Raw genomic sequence first — 15,093 nt, 5'->3', positions numbered from 1 at the left:
ACAGGTGAAGCGGCCGATTGGCGTACATGAACGAGGGGTGAACCCCTGTGGACGGTGCGGTGAGGTCACGGAACGCTCACGTCGAGGACACGGGCTGATACCGGGCGGGAACGGGACACCTACTCCGCGGGGCGGAGGGAGGCGAGGAGGGCGTCCACGAGCTCGGCGTCCCTGTCCTCGGTGAGGAGGGAGCGGGCGGCGTCCGGGGAGAGCCAGAGGATGCGGTCCACCTCGTCGTTCGGGGTGAAGGCGCCGGAGACCGCTTCGGCCGCCCAGTAGCGGACGCGCTTGGGGCGGCCGTTCGCCAGGTAGTGCGCGCTCGGGAGCTCGGCGGCCGGCACGGCGGTGTGGCCCGTCTCCTCGGCGACCTCGCGCAGGGCGCCGGACAGCGGGTCCTCGCCGCGCTTGAGCTTGCCCTTGGGCCAGGACCAGTCGTCGTACTTGGGCCGGTGGACCAGGCAGAGCTCCAGCTCACCGGTCACCGGGGAGCCGCGCCACAGGACGCATCCGGCGGCCTGGACGGTGAGGGTGCCGTCCTTGGCGGAGTCCGGGGTGCTCACCGTGTGCCTCCCTACGACATGCCGATGGTTTCCTTCTGCCAGGCGCGCTGGAACGCGTACCGCGCTGCCTCCACCTCATGCCGCTGGTCGGCGTGGAGCACGCCCAGCGCGTACGCCGTGGCCGGGGCGATGCGCGGGGTGCGGGCCGCCTGCGCGGCGGCGCCCGCCGCCTCCGAGGCGTCGCGGTGCCGGTCGAGTGCCTCACCCGCGGAGAGCAGACGCGGGTCGGCGGGCGGGGTGGCGACCGCGCCGGTGTGGAGGACCTCGCGGGCGTAGCGGTGCAGGCGCAGCAGGAGGCGGACCTGGTGCCAGGGGGCGTCCTGCGGGTGCGGGGCGGGGTCCGGGGACAGCCCGTGGATCAGCGCCTCCGCGTTGTACGGGCTGCCGGCGGTGAGCAGGGGCAGCGCGGCGACGGCGTCGGCGAGCCGCTCGTGTGCGGCGTCGGCGAGCGGACGCAGGTCGGCGCCGGCCGCGGCCGGGGACAGCGGGACCTCGCTGGCCAGTAAGGCGACCTTGTCGGTGATCCCGTGGAACCGGGAGGACCCGAGGGCCTGGAGCGCGGTGGAGTGCGCCCGGGTCCTGGCCAGCGTGAGCTGCCGGTCCAGCAGGGCACCGGCCTTGGCGGCACCGACGGTGAGGTTGCCCCGGTCGGGCGCGGGTCCGGTCCTCGTGGCACGGGTGGCCTCGGCGGCGAGCACGGTGCGGGCTCCCGCGGGCGCGGTCGCGGTCGTGCCCCGCGTGCCCGCCGTCCCGTCGGCCGCGGCGACGGTACGGACCGGGCGCCCGCGGACGGCGGCCGTGCCGGTGGGGCGGGGCGGGCCCGGGTTCGCCGGTGCGGTGGCCGGGACCGCGCCGCGGACCGCCGTTCCCGGGCCGGCCGTCGTCTGCGGCGGGAACGACGTCGCCCCCGACAGACGGTGCAGGGCCAGGAGGAGCTGGTCCAGGCGGGAGGCGCAGGCGTGCTCCTGGGCCAGGGTGCCCGAGACCCACGCCAGTTCGGGGCGCAGGGCCTCCGACCAGCCGGGGTCGAGGACCGGCTGGAAGGTGTGCAGACTGGCGCTGATGCGGCGGGCCGCACGCCGCAGCGCCCGGGCCGCCTCGACGGAACCCTCCGACGCGGCCGCGCCCGCACCGGTCTCCCGGTGGAGGCGCAGCGCGCGGAGGAACTCGGTCGCCTGGGCCCGCAGATACCCGGCCAGGGCGTCCGCCGGAACGGGTCCGGCCGTCGGGTCAAGGTGTCGCTGTGCCACGCCGGCGCCTCCGGGCGTCTATGAGCATCTCCTGGACGTTGCGCAGGGGCTGGCCGTCCGCGTCCGTCGCGTGCCGGGTCCACTCGCCGTCCGGGCCGAGGTGCCAGGACGCGGTGGTGTCGGCCATGCCGGTCTCCAGCAGCCGGTTCAGCGCGGCCCGGTGGGCGGGGTCGGTGACCCGTACCAGCGCCTCTATCCGGCGGTCGAGGTTGCGGTGCATCATGTCCGCGCTGCCTATCCACACCTCGGGCTCACCGCCGTTGCCGAAGGCGAAGACGCGGGAGTGCTCAAGGAAGCGGCCGAGGACGGACCGCACCCGGACGTTCTCCGACAGGCCCTCCACGCCGGGCCGGATCGCGCAGATGCCGCGCACCCAGATGTCGACCGGCACGCCCCCCTGCGACGCCCGGTAGCAGGCGTCGATGACGGCCTCGTCGACCATCGAGTTGACCTTGATGCGGACGAAGGCGGGCCGCCCCGCGCGGTGGTGCTGGGCCTCCTTGTGGATCCGGGAGACCAGGCCGTCGCGCAGCGACTTGGGGGCGACGAGCAGACGGCGGTAGGTCTCGCGGCGGGAGTAGCCCGACAGGCGGTTGAACAGGTCGGACAGGTCCGCGCCGACCTGCGGGTCGGCGGTGAGCACGCCGAGGTCCTCGTAGAGGCGGGCCGTCTTCGGGTGGTAGTTGCCGGTGCCGACGTGGCTGTAGCGCCGGAGCGTCTCGCCCTCCTGGCGGACCACCAGGGACAGCTTGCAGTGCGTTTTCAGGCCGACCAGGCCGTAGACGACGTGGCAGCCCGCCTCCTCCAGCTTGCGCGCCCACTTGATGTTGGCGTGCTCGTCGAAGCGGGCCTTGATCTCGACCAGGACGAGGACCTGCTTGCCGGACTCGGCGGCGTCGATGAGCGCGTCGACTATGGGGGAGTCGCCGGACGTGCGGTACAGGGTCTGCTTGATGGCCAGCACGTCCGGGTCGGCCGCCGCCTGTTCCAGGAACGCCTGCACCGACGTCGAGAAGGAGTCGTACGGGTGGTGCAGCAGCACGTCCCGGCTGCGCAGGGCGGCGAAGATGTCCGGCGGGGACGCCGACTCGACCTCCGCCAGGTCGCGGTGGGTGCCCGCGATGAACTTCGGGTACTTCAGCTCGGGCCGGTCCAGGCCGTGGATGCGGAAGAGACCGGTGAGGTCGAGCGGGCCGGGCAGCGGGTACACCTCGGCCTCGCCGACCTTCAGCTCGCGCACCAGCAGGTCCAGCACCTCCCGGTCGATGGACTCCTCGACCTCCAGGCGCACCGGCGGTCCGAAGCGGCGCCGCATGAGCTCCTTCTCCAGTGCCTGCAGCAGGTTCTCCGCGTCGTCCTCCTCGACCTCCAGGTCCTCGTTGCGGGTGAGCCGGAAGGCGTGGTGCTGCAGCACCTCCATGCCCGGGAACAGCTCCTCCAGGTGCGCGGCGATGACGTCCTCGATGGGGACGTAGCGGCCGGGGGAACTCTCCAGGAAGCGGGACAGCAGCGGCGGCACCTTCACCCGCGCGAAGTGCTTGTGGCCGGTCACGGGGTTGCGTACGACGACGGCCAGGTTCAGCGACAGGCCGGAGATGTACGGGAAGGGGTGCGCCGGGTCGACCGCGAGGGGGGTCAGGACCGGGAAGATCTGGTGCCGGAACAGCGTGAACAGGCGGGCCTGCTCCTTCTCGGTCAGCTCGTTCCAGCGGACCAGGTGGATGCCCTCCTCCGCGAGCGCGGGGGCGACGTCCTCGTGGTAGCAGGCGGCGTGCCGGGCCATCAGCTCGCGGGAGCGGGCCCAGATCATCTCCAGCACCTCGCGCGGCTGGAGCCCGGACGCGGAGCGGGTGGCGACGCCGGTGGCGATGCGGCGCTTCAGACCGGCCACGCGGACCATGAAGAACTCGTCCAGGTTGCTGGCGAAGATCGCGAGGAAGTTCGCGCGCTCCAGCAGGGGGGTGGCGGGGTCCTCGGCGAGTTCGAGGACGCGCTCGTTGAAGGCGAGCCAGCTGCGTTCCCGGTCGAGGAAGCGGCCCTGCGGCAGGGGGGCGCCGTCGGACTGCGCCTCCTCGTACCCGTCGAGGTCGGCGTCGATGTCGGGTTCCAGGTCGGAGACCACTCCGGCCACGGTGTGCGGGCGGTGGGCGGCGATGGAGCCCACGGAGGGCTGCGGGTGCTGTACCTGTGCCTGGGCGTCGGGCTGGCTCATGACCCCATTGTTCCGCGCCGGCGGCGTCACGGGCGCGTCGGACAGCGCGGGTGGGAGCGGTGGTGGCCCTGAGGCGTCCCCGTTCCCCCCGTTCACCCGTCGGGGCGGTGCGGGCTCTGGCGCGGCGGGAGTCATTGGCCGAGCGTCGCAAGCCTGTCTGAATCGACGGTTACGGAGACATGACGTGCGGGATAGCGCGGGGCGGCCCACGGGGTGCGGCTCAGGGGGTCGCGGGCCCGCAGGGTGCGGTCACCGTCCCGGGCCCTCGGGGAAGGGTGCGCCGTACGTCCCCAGGGCAGGGACGTACGGGCAGGGACGTACGGGCGGGCCCGTCGGACCGTGCGGCGGCGCAGTACCGCGAACGCGGCGGCCGTGACCAGGCAGGCGACGGCCGGCACGATGCCCCGGTCTCCACCGGGTGCTGCCGACCGTACGGACCGTGCCCTGGCGGGCGATCGGCACGGCCGGTGCCCTGGCCCTGCTGCTCGCCGCCGTCCCGGGGCTGATGGGCGACCGGGCGTCCGGCTGGCTCGCGCTGTAAGCGCTGCGGGCGTCCGCCGTGGCCTTCGCGCTGGGAGCGGCCTTCCTGCTCGGCGACCCGGCCCGGCACACCACGGCCGCCGCCCCCGTCCGGCGGGCCGTATGGCACGGACTGCGCCTCCTCTGCCCGGCCCCGGTCGCCGCCGCGGCGGTCCGCCGGGGTGACGGCGCCCGGCCGGGTCAGGCGGTCGCCGGGTCCCTGCTCGCCCCGGCGGTGCCGGGCCCGCTGCCGGTACCCGGGAGCCGGGCCCTGTTCGTCACCCCGGACGACGCGAGGTGGGCGGTGCTGCTGTGCGCGGCGGTGGCGGTGGGCGCGGCGGAACCGGTACGGCGCGGAATCCCGCGGAGGCTCAGGTCTCCGTCCGGTACATCAGGTCCGTCTCGTACGTGACGAAGCCCAGCCGTTCGTAGACGGACACCGCGGCCTTGTTGTCGGCGTCGACGTAGAGCATGGCGGTCGGCAGGCCCCGGCCCGCCAGATGGCGCAGCCCGATCGTGGTGAGGGACTTGCCGAGGCCGCCGCCCTGGGCGTCCGGGCTCACGCCGAGGACGTACACCTCTCCCAGCCCTTCGGCGCCGTGCACCTTGGTCCAGTGGAAGCCGACGAGCCGGCCGTCCCGTTCGGCCAGGAAGAACCCCTCGGGGTCGAACCACGGCTCGGCCTTGCGGTCGTCGAGGTCGCGCTGGGTGAGTGAGCCCTGCTCGGGGTGGTGGGCGAAAGCGGCGGCGTTCACCGCGAGCCAGGCCGCGTCGTCCTGCCCGGGGGCGAACGTCCGTACGGTCACGCCCTCCGGCAGCACCGGGTCGGGCAGGTCGAGCCCGGCCAACGGCCGCCGCATCTGACGCAGTTCCCGGAACAGCGTCAGCCCGAGCACCTGCGCCAGGTGCCGGGCGGCGGAGTGACCGCCGTGCGCCCACACCCGCAGCCGCTTCCCGGAGGCGGCGAGCAGCGCCGAACCGAGCGCCCGCCCGTGCCCGTTGCCCCGGTGCGAGGGGTGCACCACCAGTTCGGCGGCCGGCGGCTCCACCGGATCGGTGTCCTCCAGCTGGGCGTACCCGACGAGTTCGTCGCCGACGGACAGCAGCAGGTGCGAGACGCCTTCCCGCTCCCCGCCGCGCAGTTGCAGGCGTCCCTGCTCGGACACCGCCTGCTGACCGTCGGCCCGGGCTGCCTCCGCGAGCAGGGCGAGCACCGCGTCGACCTGGTCCGGGTCGAGCGCGGCATGGGTCTGGAGCGAACGGGGTCGGCCGGGCCGTGCGAAGTCGTCGCTGGTCATGCCTACGAGAGTAAGGGGACGGCGCGGAGGGGCGCGGAAGGGCGGCACAAAACGGACGGCAACGGTGTCGGCGAAAGATAAACCAGGTCGTAACCAGGAAGCCTCTGTCGCGCTACGCGCGTTGACCCTAGGCTGCGCCGGTACCCACTCGGACCCACAGGGGGGCGCATGCCAGCCACATCCCCGGCGCACCACCAGCGCCGCAGACGCCGTACCAACCGCCTTCTCGCCACCGCCGCCGGTGTGCTCACCGCCGGTGCGCTGGCCGCTGCGGCCCTGCCCGGGTCGGCGAGCGCGGACGAGAGCCGCGGGAGCGAGGACACCTCGGGCGGTCACCACGGCCGCTACCAGGACGTGCAGTTGCTGTCCTTCAACGACCTGCACGGCAACCTGCAGCCGCCGTCCGGTTCTTCCGGCCGGGTCACCGAACTCCAGCCGGACGGCACGACGAAGACCGTCGACGCGGGCGGCGTGGAGTACCTCGCCACGCACCTGCGCGAGGCCCGCAAGGGCAACCGCTACTCCATCACCGCCGCCGGCGGCGACATGGTCGGCGCCTCCCCGCTGATCTCTGGGCTCTTCCACGACGAGCCCACCATCGAGGCGCTGAACAAGCTCGACCTGGACGTCACCTCCGTCGGCAACCACGAGTTCGACGAGGGCGCCGCCGAACTGGGCCGTCTGCAGAACGGCGGCTGTCACCCGGTCGACGGCTGCTACACGGACGAGGAGTTCGAGGGCGCCGACTTCCCGTACCTGGCGGCGAACGTCCTCGACGAGAAGACGGACAAGCCCCTCCTCGAGCCGTACTGGGTGTGGCAGCGGAACGGCGTCAACGTCGGCTTCATCGGCGTCACCCTCGAGGGCACCCCGGACATCGTCTCCGCCGAGGGCGTGAAGGGCCTGTCCTTCAAGGACGAGGTCGAGACGATCAACAAGTACGCCAAGGTGCTCCAGGGCAAGGGCGTGAAGTCCATCGTCGCGCTCATCCACGAGGGCGGCTTCCCGGCTTCGTCCGCCTACAACTACGACTGCGACTCCCCGGGCGCCGGTGACGGCATCTCCGGCCCGATCGCGGACATCGCCAAGAACGTCACGCCCCAGGTGGACGCGCTGGTCACCGGGCACACCCACGCGGCGTACGCCTGCACCATCCCGGACCCGTCGGGCAAGCCGCGCACGGTCACCTCGGCCGCGTCCTTCGGCCGCCTCTACACGGACACCACGCTGACGTACGACCGTTGGACGGGTGACATCGCCCGTACGGCGGTGAAGTCCGCGAACCACGTCGTCACCCGGGACGTCCGCAAGGCGCCCGACATGACCCGCCTGATCGACGAGTGGAACACCCTCGCCGCCCCCATCGGCAACCGCCCGATCGGCTACATCTCCGGCGACATCGTGAAGGACGGCACGGAGTCCCCGCTCGGTGACCTCATCGCCGACGCGCAACTGGCGTACGGCAGGACGCTGGACGCGGAGACCGACCTGGCGCTGATGAACCCCGGCGGCATCCGCGCGTCGCTCACCTACGCGGCCGGCGGCGGCGAGGGCGACGGCGTGGTGACCTTCGCCGAGGGGTTCACCGTCCAGCCGTTCGCCAACACGGTCAACCTCCAGGACTTCACCGGCGCGCAGCTGATCCAGGCCCTGAAGGAGCAGGTCAGCGGCCCGAACGAGGCGGCCCCGAAGATCCTGCAGATCTCCTCCGGCCTGACCTACACCCTGGACCTGACCAAGACGGGCGCGGACCGCGTGGTCACGGACTCCATCGAGCTGAACGGATCCGCGATCGACCCGGCCGCCACCTACCGCGTCGCGACGAACAGCTTCCTCGCGGGCGGCGGCGACGGCTTCCCGACGCTGGGTCAGGGCACCAACGACCGGGTCGGCGAGGACGACCTGACGGCCCTGGAGCGGTACCTGACGGCCAACTCCTCGGCCACCACCCCGCTCGCCCCGCCGGCGGCGGACCGCATCACCATCGTGCGGTAATCACGGCCGAGGGGGCCGGTACGGGGCGCGTCATCGCCTCGTACCGGCCCCGCCGCACGCCCGGCCCCCTACCCGCCCCACACGACGGCCTGCGCCACGATCACCCGCTCCCCGTCGAAGGTGACGGCAGGCCCCGCGTGGAGCCTGTACCCCATCTCCAGCGCCTCGCTGACGCGCCGGCAGAACGCGGCGTCGTCGGGCCCGGTCAGTACGCGGTACACGGGCAACCCGTCCGGTGGTGTCGACATGCCCCCACCGTCCCACAGGACTCACCCACGCGGGCGAACGAGTGCGCGGCCCCCGGTGTCAGAAGCGGAAGCCGATGACGCCGAGGCCCGGCTGGGCCTGCGCGTGCCGGCATCCACCCGATGCACTGCATGACCGCGTCCACGACATCGGGCTCGAGGGGCGGCGGGTCCTGGCGGGACTCGTCGACTGCCCGCTTGGTTGCTTCGAACTGTTCGAGTGCCTCGGCCATGCGTTCCGGCGTCCACTCACCACGGTCCACGACGTGGGTGGACGGCAGCGGGGCGGGCAGGCTGCCGAAGCCGAAGCTCTCGACGGTACGAGCCGGCGGGCGGGCCGGGGAGGCCGGGTCAGGACGCCGGGGGTGTCCAGCCCGCCGGCCAGTCCGCGATCTCCTGGGCCGCGGCCTCCCGGTGCGGTTGCGTGCGCACGGGGACGGTCCTGCCCTCCCGGCCCCCGTACGCGCCGTTCCGGCCGAGCGCGTCGACGGAGGCGAAGCCGTCGGCGGTGGCGGTGGCCCAGCGGTGGCGGCGGCCGCCTGCTGGGGGACGGCGCCGGTGCCGTACCAGGAACCGCCCGCAGCCCGGTGGGTCTAGGGCACCTCGGGTGGCGGTGTCGGGGCGCCCGGGAGGCGGATGGTGGCCGTCGTGCCGGTGCCGTCGGCCGGGGCCAGGACGACCTCGCCGCCCGCCTGCTGGACGGTGCGGGCCACGATGGACAGGCCGAGGCCGGAGCCGGGGAGGGCGCGGGCGGTGGGTGAGCGCCAGAAGCGGTCGAAGACGTGCGGGAGTTCGTCGGCAGGGATGCCGGGGCCGTGGTCGCGGACGGTGAGGACGCCGTCGGCGAGGCGGACGTCGACGGTGCCGCCCGGCGGACTGAACTTCACCGCGTTGTCGAGGATGTTGACCACCGCCCGTTCCAGGGCCGCGGGTTCGGCCCGTACGTACCAGGGGTGCACGTCGGCCGTGATGGTCAGGTCCGGGCCGCGCAGGCGGGCGCGGCGCAGCGCCGACTCGACGGTGTCCTGCCACGCGACGATCCGGGTCCGGCCGGCGTGCTGGCCCGTGTCCGGGCGGGACAGCTCCTGCAGGTCGCCGATGAGGGACGCGAGTTCCGTCATCTGTGCCTTCACGGAGGCGAGCAGGGCCCTGCGGTCCTCGGGGGGCAGCGGGCGGCCCGTGTCCTCGCTGCGGGTGAGGAGCTCGATGTTGGTGCGCAGCGAGGTGAGCGGGGTGCGCAGTTCGTGTCCGGCGTCCGCGATGAGCTGCTGCTGGAGGTCGCGGGAGCCGGCCAGCGCGGACGTCATGGAGTTGAAGGAGCGGGAGAGCCGGGCGACCTCGTCGTCGGCGTCGTCCTCCACCGGGATGCGGATGCCCAGGTCCTCGGTGCGGCCCACGTGTTCCACCGCCTCGGTGAGCCGGTCGACGGGGCGCAGGCCCGTGCGGGCGACGGCGAGTCCCGCGGCGGCGGAACCGAGGACGCCGATGCCGGAGACGAGGAGCAGCAGCAGGGCCAGTTCGTTCAGCGTGGAGCGGGTGTTGCTGAGCGGCAGGGCCGCGACGAACGCGTAGTCCTGTGCCACCGCCCGGCTCAGTGGCCCGGTCTTGACGGTGACGGCCGTCGTCAGCACGCGCACCCGCGTGCCGTCGCTGTCGGTGCCGTTGCGCAGGACCCCCTCGCCGGGGTCGGGGTTCGCGGCCACCTCCTTGTCGCCGCCGGTGACGTCGACCGCGGCCGCGGAGTAGGGCAGCACGCACACCCTGCCGTCCGAGCGGACGAGCTGCGCGTACTGCTTGCTGCGCGGGGTGATGGTGCCCGTGTCGGACGGCTCCCGGACACAGGCGTTGGTGAGCTGCTCGAACTCCTCCCGCTGGAGCGTGAGGACCGACGACCGCAGATCGTCGTCGATCTCGTCGTACAGCTTGCCCCGGACGATGAACCAGCAGGTCACCGACACCGCCGCCACCGCGAACGCCACCGCCGCGGCCACCAGCAGGGAGAGCCTCGCCCGGATCGGGAGCGAGCGGAAGCGGCGTACCGGTCCCGTCACTCCGCGCCGCCTTGCCGCAGCGCGTACCCCACCCCCCGCACCGTGTGCACCAGGCGCGGCTCGCCGCCTGCCTCGGTCTTGCGGCGCAGGTACATGACGTACACGTCGAGGGAGTTGGAGGACGGCTCGAAGTCGAAGCCCCAGACCGCCTTCAGGATCTGCTCACGCGTGAGCACCTGGCGCGGGTGGGCCATGAACATCTCCAGCAGGGTGAACTCCGTGCGGGTCAGTTCCACCGGGCGCCCGCCGCGCGTCACCTCCCGCGTGGCCAGGTTCATGCTCAGGTCGGCGAAGGTGAGGACGTCGTCCGACTCGGCGGAGGCGGCCACCGCCGCCGCGTACGAGCTGCGGCGCAGCAGCGCGCGGATGCGGGCGAACAGCTCGTCCAGCTCGAACGGCTTGACCAGGTAGTCGTCGGCCCCGGCGTCCAGCCCGGTCACCCGGTCGCCGACGGTGTCGCGGGCCGTCAGCATCAGGATGGGTGTGGTGTCGCCGGTGGCGCGGATGCGGCGGGCGGCGGTGAGGCCGTCCATGCGCGGCATCTGGATGTCGAGGACGACGAGGTCGGGACGGCACGCCGCCGCCTTCTCCAGGGCGTCCGTGCCGTCGACGGCGACCTCGGTGTCGTACCCCTCGAAGGCCAGGCTGCGCTGGAGCGCTTCGCGCACCGCCGGCTCGTCGTCGACGATCAGGATGCGCTGGGGGGCACGGTCGCCTTCTGCGGGGGTCATGGTGTGTCGGGTTCCTCTGTCTGCGACGGGAGCGTGGCCGCGGGAGCTCGTTCCGGGGTCTTCAGCCTGCCACGTTCCCCGGCGTGCGCGTCAGTCCGTCGCACCGGAGCGCAGGGCCGGCAGGTCCGCCTTGACCGTGTCGACCGGGATGGCGAAGCCCAGGCCCACGCTGCCCGCGGCGGACGCGTCCGCGCCGCTGGGCGCGTACATCGCGGAGTTGATGCCGATGATGGCGCCGTTCATGTCGATCAGCGCGCCGCCGGAGTTGCCGGGGTTCAGGGACGCGTCGGTCTGGATCGCCTTGTACGTGGTCGTGGAGCCTCCCGTGTCGCCGTTGAACTCCCGGCCGCCGTACTCGAAGGGCCAGCCGCCGCCCTGCTGGTCCTGCCCCCGGCCCTGGCTCTCGTCCGTCGAGACGGTCACGTCGCGGTCCAGGGCGGAGACGATGCCGCTGGTGACCGTGCCGGTCAGACCCTCGGGCGAGCCGATGGCCACGACCTGGTCGCCGACCTGCACCGCGTCGGAGTCGCCGAGGGTGGCCGCCTTCAGGCCGGACGCGTCCTCCAGCTTGATCAGCGCCAGGTCCTTCTTGCTGTCGGTGCCGACGAGCTCGGCCGTGTACGTCGTGCCGTCGTCCGTCCGCACCTTGATCGAGGAGGCCCCGGCGACGACGTGGTTGTTGGTGATGATCTCGCCGTTCTCGGTGATGATCACGCCGGAGCCGGTGGAGGAGCCGGAGTTCGAGGTCGCCTTGATCTCGACGATGCTCGGGCTGACCGCCCGGGCGACGCCGGACACCGTGCCCTTCTGGCTCGACGGTACGACCGCGGTGCCGGTGGAGCCGGTGGAGGCGACGGTGCCGTTGCCGGTCAGCTCCTGCACGCCGTAGGCAGTGCCGCCGCCCACGGCCGCCGCGACGATCGCCACGGCGGCGAGCAGGGTGGAGGGGCCGCGGGTGCGCCTGCGCCGCGCCGGCCGGGGGGCGGCCGGGTCCGAGGGCTGCGCGGGGGTCGGCGCGTACGCCGGCGGGGGCGGCCACTCCGGAGTCACCTGGTGGGGGCTGCTGCTCTCGTACGCGCCGCTGGGGCGGGGGCTCTCGGTCATGTTCATGAGCGTCGCGCCCGAGGATGAGAGCATCCTGAGCGCTCGCTGAGAAGCCCGACAGAACCTCGTATGCCCGATATAAGGGTTCGCCCGGTGGGGCGGTTACGCGCAGCCGCAGGACTGGCGTACCACCAGGCGGGAGGGGAACACCTTCAGGCGCTCGCGGCGCGAGCCCGCCACCCGCAGGCCGTCGTCGAGGACGAGGTCGACCGCCGCGCGGGCCATCGCCGGACGGTCGGAGGCGACCGTGGTCATGGGCGGGTCGGCGAGCGCCGCCTCCTTGATGTCGTCGAACCCGGCGACCGCGAGCTCGCCCGGCACGTCGATGCGCAGCTCACGCGCGGCACGCAGGATGCCGATCGCCTGGTCGTCGGTGGAGCAGAAGATGGCCGGCGGGCGGTCCGGGCCGGAAAGGATGTCCAGCCCCACGCGGTAGGCGTCGTAGCGGTTGTACGGGGCCTCGAACAGCCGGCCCTCGGTCGGTATGCCGGCCTCCTCCATCGCGCGCCGCCAGCCCTCGACGTGGTCCGAGACCGGGTCGCCGACGGCGGGGGTCTCCGCGGTGCCGCCGACACAGGCGACATAGGCGTTCCCGTGTTCCAGCAGGTGGCGCACGGCGAGCTGGGCGCCACCGAGGTCGTCCGTGACGACCGCCACGTCGTCGATCGCCTCCGGGCGCTCGTGCAGCAGGACGATCCGGGCGTCCCACGCCTCGATCTCCGCCGCGGCCAGGTCGTTCAGCGCGTGGCTGACCAGGATCAGGCCGGAGACGCGCATGCCGAGGAAGGCACGCAGATAGTGGACCTCGCGCTCCGCGATGTAGTCGGTGTTGCCGACCAGCACCATCTTCCCGCGCTCGGAGGCGGCCTGTTCGACCGCGTGCGCCATCTCGCCGAAGAACGGCTGGCGGGCGTCCGGGATGATCAGGCCTATGAGGTCCGTCCGCCGTGACGCCATCGCCTGGGCGACGCGGTCGGGCCGGTACCCCAGCTCCTTGATCGCGGCGAGAACGCGCTCGCGCGTGGCCGGGGCGACCGGCCGGGGTCCGTTGTTGATGACATAGCTGACGACGGCGGTGGACGTACCCGCCAGCCGCGCCACATCATCCCTGGTTACCTTGGCCACGCGCGGAGTCTACGCGGATATATTCCGCCCGGGCAGGGCGTGCGGAGGGTTCCGGGCGGCACGGAAACGGCTCGTATGTGCGAACGCAACGCTCATGCGTGCGGTTCTCAGGCCCGTGAGCGGGCGTCGGCGGCGTTCCTCGTGGTCGTCTCGTCCGTGTCCGACGCCTTTTGCCGGTCGGCCTTGGCCTTGGCCTCCTCGGCCGCACGGTCCACCTTTTCGGGCGTAACGAATCGATAACCGACGTTCCGGACCGTGCCGATCAGCGACTCGTGTTCGGGGCCGAGCTTGGCGCGCAGCCGCCGTACGTGCACGTCGACCGTGCGGGTGCCGCCGAAGTAGTCGTAGCCCCACACCTCCTGGAGCAGCTGGGCGCGGGTGAAGACCCGGCCGGGGTGCTGCGCGAGGTATTTGAGCAGCTCGAATTCCTTGAAGGTCAGGTCGAGGACCCGGCCCTTGAGTTTCGCCGAGTAGGTCGCCTCGTCGACCGACAGGTCGCCGTTGCGGATCTCCATCGGGGAGTCGTCGTTGACGATCTGCTGCCGGCCCGTCGCCAGGCGCAGACGGGCCTCCACCTCGGCCGGGCCCGCGGTGTCCAGCAGGACGTCGTCGATGCCCCAGTCCGCGGTGACGGCCGCCAGGCCGCCCTCCGTCACGACCAGGACGAGCGGGCAGCCGGGGCCTGTGGAGCGCAGGAGCTGGCACAGGCTGCGCACCTGCGGGAGGTCGCGGCGGCCGTCGACCAGGATCACGTCGGCGCCGGGGGTGTCCACGAGGGCCGGGCCCTCGGCGGGGGCCACGCGCACGGTGTGCAGGAGCAGGCCGAGGGCGGGGAGCACCTCCGTCGACGGCTGGAGCGCGTTGGTCAGGAGCAGCAGAGAGCTCATCGCACCCCACCCGCCCGGGTCGTCGTCGTCGGCTCGTGCACGGTTCGCTCGCCCATAACGTCTGGTTCCTCCTCGGTCCCTGCGAGGACGTTTACGGCATTGCTCGTGCGTTCGACGGCTCGTACACCGGCGGTTTCCCGCGTTCGTATACAACGCTTCCGAAAGCACAAAAGGACCCGGGGGCTTCGCTGCCCGAGTCCTCTTCGCAGCAGAATAGCCGACATGAGCACCGGCCCGGCAGGTCATGTGGCGCGATCCACCGCGCGCTCCGCCATCCGTCCGTATTCCGAGACGCGTGCGGTAACGCCCGGCGTAACACCGGGCGCGACGGGCGGGGCGATGCGCGGTGGTCCTTTACGGACGTTTCTGCGCACGGAGGACGGGGTGGCGATCGATTCCGTATACGAACCGGGTGCCGGGCGTTTCGGCGATCTCGTATTCGTCGTCGCACACGGATTCACCGGGGACGCGGACCGGCCGCACGTGCGGCGGGTGGCGCGCGTCCTCGCCCGGTACGGCGGTGTCGTGACGTTCTCCTTCCGCGGGCACGGGGCGTCGGGCGGGCGGTCGACCGTCGGGGACCGGGAGGTGCTGGATCTCGCGGCGGTGGTGGGGTGGGCGCGTGGGCTCGGGTACGCGCGCGTGGCGACCGTCGGGTTCTCCATGGGGGGCTCCGTGGTGCTGCGGCACGCCGCGAGCAGCCGGGACGCGGGGGTCGACGCCGTCGTGTCCGTGAGTGCGCCGGCGCGGTGGTTCTACCGGGGGACCGCGCCCATGCGGCGGCTGCACTGGCTCGTGACCCGGCCGTCCGGGCGGCTGGTGGGGCGGTACGGGCTGCGGACGCGGATCCATCACCGGCAGTGGGACCCGGTGCCGCTGTCACCGGTCGAGGCGGTGCCGCGGATCGCGCCGACACCGCTGCTGATCGTGCACGGGGACCGGGACGGGTACTTCCCGCTCGACCATCCCCGGATGCTGGCGGCCGCCGCCGGGGAGCACGGGGAGCTGTGGGTCGAGGCCGGTATGGGCCACGCGGAGAACGCGGCGCCGGAGCCGCTGCTGGGGCGAATCGCGGACTGGGTGGTCGCTCGGGCGGGCTAGCCTGACGGTGTTCAC

14 protein-coding genes are annotated in these 15,093 nt (G+C 73.0%); 3 read left to right on the top strand and 11 right to left on the bottom strand.

The genetic code is table 11. From position 1 onward, the window contains the following. Nucleotides 1-119: 119 nt before the first annotated feature. The 3 genes from BU52_RS09050 to BU52_RS09040 are packed head-to-tail and all read right to left on the bottom strand — an operon-like array spanning nucleotide 120 to nucleotide 4,157. Nucleotides 120-560: an NUDIX hydrolase gene (locus tag BU52_RS09050; RefSeq protein ID WP_037930960.1), complete on the bottom strand. Its 441-nt coding sequence runs from the start codon at nucleotides 558-560 to the stop codon at nucleotides 120-122. Between the two features lie 11 nt (nucleotides 561-571). Beyond that, the gene (locus BU52_RS09045; RefSeq protein WP_037930957.1) at nucleotides 572-1,810 is read right to left on the bottom strand and encodes a CHAD domain-containing protein; all 1,239 of its coding nucleotides are present in this window, start codon (nucleotides 1,808-1,810) and stop codon (nucleotides 572-574) included. Continuing rightward, nucleotides 1,791-4,157 carry an RNA degradosome polyphosphate kinase gene (locus BU52_RS09040; protein ID WP_107061116.1) on the bottom strand — a complete coding sequence of 789 codons (2,367 nt, stop codon included), beginning with the start codon at nucleotides 4,155-4,157 and terminating at the stop codon, nucleotides 1,791-1,793. Before BU52_RS09040 ends, BU52_RS09045 begins: the two co-directional genes overlap by 20 nt. A 424-nt stretch (nucleotides 4,158-4,581) precedes the next feature. Between BU52_RS09040 and BU52_RS33370 the strand changes: the two genes are divergently transcribed. Next, nucleotides 4,582-4,953 carry a hypothetical protein gene (locus tag BU52_RS33370; RefSeq protein ID WP_235216294.1) on the top strand — a complete coding sequence of 124 codons (372 nt, stop codon included), beginning with the start codon at nucleotides 4,582-4,584 and terminating at the stop codon, nucleotides 4,951-4,953. Here BU52_RS33370 and mshD read toward each other — a convergent pair. Continuing rightward, nucleotides 4,913-5,839, bottom strand: a complete 927-nt coding sequence (gene mshD / locus BU52_RS09035; protein WP_037930950.1) for a mycothiol synthase — start codon at nucleotides 5,837-5,839, stop codon at nucleotides 4,913-4,915. The two genes, BU52_RS33370 and mshD, sit on opposite strands and share 41 nt — an antisense overlap. 168 nt (nucleotides 5,840-6,007) lie before the next feature. Here mshD and BU52_RS09030 point away from each other — a divergent pair, with 168 nt between their 5' ends. After that, nucleotides 6,008-7,834 carry a bifunctional metallophosphatase/5'-nucleotidase gene (locus BU52_RS09030; protein ID WP_037930948.1) on the top strand — a complete coding sequence of 609 codons (1,827 nt, stop codon included), beginning with the start codon at nucleotides 6,008-6,010 and terminating at the stop codon, nucleotides 7,832-7,834. A gap of 68 nt (nucleotides 7,835-7,902) precedes the next feature. Here BU52_RS09030 and BU52_RS09025 read toward each other — a convergent pair whose 3' ends face one another. From BU52_RS09025 to BU52_RS09000, 7 genes are all read right to left on the bottom strand, one after another. After that, the gene (locus tag BU52_RS09025) at nucleotides 7,903-8,082 is read right to left on the bottom strand and encodes a DUF1737 domain-containing protein (RefSeq protein ID WP_037930945.1); all 180 of its coding nucleotides are present in this window, start codon (nucleotides 8,080-8,082) and stop codon (nucleotides 7,903-7,905) included. Continuing rightward, nucleotides 8,040-8,342: a DUF7691 family protein gene (locus BU52_RS37270; RefSeq protein ID WP_435857071.1), complete on the bottom strand. Its 303-nt coding sequence runs from the start codon at nucleotides 8,340-8,342 to the stop codon at nucleotides 8,040-8,042. Before BU52_RS37270 ends, BU52_RS09025 begins: the two co-directional genes overlap by 43 nt. Nucleotides 8,343-8,672: 330 nt before the next feature. After that, entirely contained in the window at nucleotides 8,673-10,130 is a 1,458-nt protein-coding gene (locus BU52_RS09020; RefSeq protein WP_037930942.1) for a sensor histidine kinase, read from the bottom strand. Beyond that, nucleotides 10,127-10,861 (bottom strand): response regulator transcription factor, encoded by a 735-nt coding sequence (locus tag BU52_RS09015; protein ID WP_037930939.1) that lies wholly within the window; start codon nucleotides 10,859-10,861, stop codon nucleotides 10,127-10,129. The genes BU52_RS09020 and BU52_RS09015 overlap by 4 nt, the downstream gene beginning before the upstream one ends. A 90-nt stretch (nucleotides 10,862-10,951) precedes the next feature. Beyond that, nucleotides 10,952-11,971, bottom strand: a complete 1,020-nt coding sequence (locus BU52_RS09010; RefSeq protein WP_037930936.1) for a S1C family serine protease — start codon at nucleotides 11,969-11,971, stop codon at nucleotides 10,952-10,954. Between the two features lie 96 nt (nucleotides 11,972-12,067). Beyond that, a complete protein-coding gene (locus tag BU52_RS09005; RefSeq protein WP_078903168.1) occupies nucleotides 12,068-13,090 on the bottom strand; it encodes a LacI family DNA-binding transcriptional regulator in 1,023 nt (340 codons plus the stop codon). A gap of 107 nt (nucleotides 13,091-13,197) precedes the next feature. Further along, complete coding sequence (locus BU52_RS09000; protein ID WP_037930930.1) at nucleotides 13,198-13,977, bottom strand: winged helix-turn-helix transcriptional regulator; 780 nt, start codon at nucleotides 13,975-13,977, stop codon at nucleotides 13,198-13,200. A gap of 222 nt (nucleotides 13,978-14,199) precedes the next feature. Here BU52_RS09000 and BU52_RS08995 point away from each other — a divergent pair, with 222 nt between their 5' ends. Next, nucleotides 14,200-15,078: an alpha/beta hydrolase gene (locus tag BU52_RS08995; RefSeq protein WP_051858051.1), complete on the top strand. Its 879-nt coding sequence runs from the start codon at nucleotides 14,200-14,202 to the stop codon at nucleotides 15,076-15,078. The last annotated feature ends 15 nt before the right edge of the window (nucleotides 15,079-15,093 follow it).

Origin of the sequence: Streptomyces toyocaensis, from assembly GCF_000725125.1 — a bacterium.
GTDB classification, from domain to species: Bacteria; Actinomycetota; Actinomycetes; order Streptomycetales; family Streptomycetaceae; genus Streptomyces; species Streptomyces toyocaensis.
The sequence above is the reverse complement of the archived record's forward strand: the minus strand, read 5'-3'. Positions and strand labels throughout refer to the sequence as shown.

Coding starts and splice junctions, on each gene's coding strand:
- mshD (WP_037930950.1), bottom strand. CDS start 5,839: ATGACCAGCGACGACTTCGCACGGCCCGGCCGACCCCGTTCGCTCCAG.
- BU52_RS09015 (WP_037930939.1), bottom strand. CDS start 10,861: ATGACCCCCGCAGAAGGCGACCGTGCCCCCCAGCGCATCCTGATCGTC.
- BU52_RS08995 (WP_051858051.1), top strand. CDS start 14,200: ATGAGCACCGGCCCGGCAGGTCATGTGGCGCGATCCACCGCGCGCTCC.
- BU52_RS09030 (WP_037930948.1), top strand. CDS start 6,008: ATGCCAGCCACATCCCCGGCGCACCACCAGCGCCGCAGACGCCGTACC.
- BU52_RS09010 (WP_037930936.1), bottom strand. CDS start 11,971: ATGAACATGACCGAGAGCCCCCGCCCCAGCGGCGCGTACGAGAGCAGC.
- BU52_RS09000 (WP_037930930.1), bottom strand. CDS start 13,977: ATGAGCTCTCTGCTGCTCCTGACCAACGCGCTCCAGCCGTCGACGGAG.
- BU52_RS09025 (WP_037930945.1), bottom strand. CDS start 8,082: ATGTCGACACCACCGGACGGGTTGCCCGTGTACCGCGTACTGACCGGG.
- BU52_RS09040 (WP_107061116.1), bottom strand. CDS start 4,157: ATGACTCCCGCCGCGCCAGAGCCCGCACCGCCCCGACGGGTGAACGGG.